The sequence below is a fragment of the Bacteroides fragilis genome (assembly GCF_019583405.1).
Classification (GTDB): domain Bacteria; phylum Bacteroidota; class Bacteroidia; order Bacteroidales; family Bacteroidaceae; genus Bacteroides; species Bacteroides fragilis_B.
Window position 1 is genome coordinate 1 of record NZ_SZUU01000031.1, and the last position, 1604, is coordinate 1604.

The 1604-nt window shown below is 38.7% G+C and carries 1 protein-coding gene and 1 pseudogene; both read right to left on the reverse strand.

The window, feature by feature from the left end:
- Positions 1-239 (reverse strand): annotated as a pseudogene (locus FDF36_RS20960) (hypothetical protein); the annotation flags it as partial.
- Between the two features lie 718 nt (positions 240-957).
- Positions 958-1604 (reverse strand): Lcl C-terminal domain-containing protein (locus tag FDF36_RS20965; RefSeq protein WP_475647113.1); only part of this gene is annotated, 647 nt, incomplete at its 5' end.

Sequence of the window (1604 nt, forward strand, 5' to 3'; positions counted from 1 at the left end):
CATTCGTCCACAAGCGTTCTTCCTCCGGTTGTGTCGGGAGTATCAACATGGCTTTCCATATAGATGCCATCCTCAACCCGGCTGACCGTAACAGGAATCATATCCTCTCCGTCCGGTTCCGGGCTGTCGGGGTTCACAACATTGTCGCCACACGATGTTATCATTAAAAAAGCCGCGTACAGACAGCATGTGCTTAGCGCACGAAAGTCTACATACAGAAGTTTTGTCTTCGTATTCATAACTCAAATGTTTAAAAATGAATAAAATAGATCATACTCAGCAAGGCCTTCCCATTAAGAATGGACAGGCCGGCTATGGCAGGCTGTGAATACAGCTTTTATTTTGCGGTAAGTTTGTGTAAATTAGACAGATAGAACGGTTCTTGTGTTTCAAAAAACGTACGTTTTTTGAAACACTATTGTTACCCTCCACACTGGATGCAAGGGGAGTAGATAAACTTCTGATAATTAAAGCAATGCAAAAAGATTTGCACAGATGAAAAAAGCGTCTTATCTTTGTTGCATCAGACGTACGTCCTTTGAAACATGATTCTTATAACATAGGATATTTATTATTAGAGAAGTGAACTTTTCTTTTGTTTGAGTTTTATACTTGCTTTTTGGACGGTTACTATCAGAGTATGTAGGGTTGCTAATATCGAAAGACCTGGTGTGTTCAGGGTATGGCAATGTTTGCAAAGTTGATTCATAATAGATTCCTGACGAATTGTGCTGACTATCTAATAGTAGGGGATTTGTTTTAGACTTTTCCCTCGATTGAGGCGTTCGGAATTTGTTGGAGGAATGATTAAAATATGAATAAGGCAACTGATTCGGAATGAATTAGTTGCCTTGTATTTTATAATTTACGGAATGTCTCCGAAAAAACAGGCAGTGGGTTATCAGCACTGTTTCTGTCTTTGTTTTTTTTACTCTTTTTTATATTTAAGGGGAAATATTATAATTTAGGTCCTTTGACACAACGAGTTTGGTATGCCATTCTCTTTGGTGTGCTATTGACATCGGTTTTACCTTCACCGGGAGATATATCCAATCTATAACAATCATTAGTATTAATTGATTCATCCGTAAAATATTGACCATACGTTCCAGGCCAATCTTCTGCCGTTGTTCCCGGATTATTATTACGCCAGCCACCTAACGGTAAAAAAATACCGGTTGTGGCATTTAGGAACCACACACCATTCACTCCATTAGAGACCTTTTTTACATTATTGCATCTTCCCAATCTTTCTAATTCATTGCGTGTAGGTAGCCGCCAACCACTACCATAAGTTGTGGGATTTAGTCTGGCACAAGGATCGATGTTGTTTCCATTATAGTCTTTTTTCCATTGATAATAGTAGCCGAATTCTCTATTGGTTGCCCACACATAATTGTTGCTTGCACCGGTACTTTTTAAATTGCCGTCAGCAAATACCAATTTTGATAACTTTTGCTTATCATCATTGGTACACGCTTTTTTCGGATTGCTCAGATTGATGCTACCTGCCGGAACATTTATTCCGGGGCTTCTCTTAAACTGGATTTTCATTGTATAGCTCATACCCTCTTTCAATTGTACGCTTTGAGTTGAAGTAATGT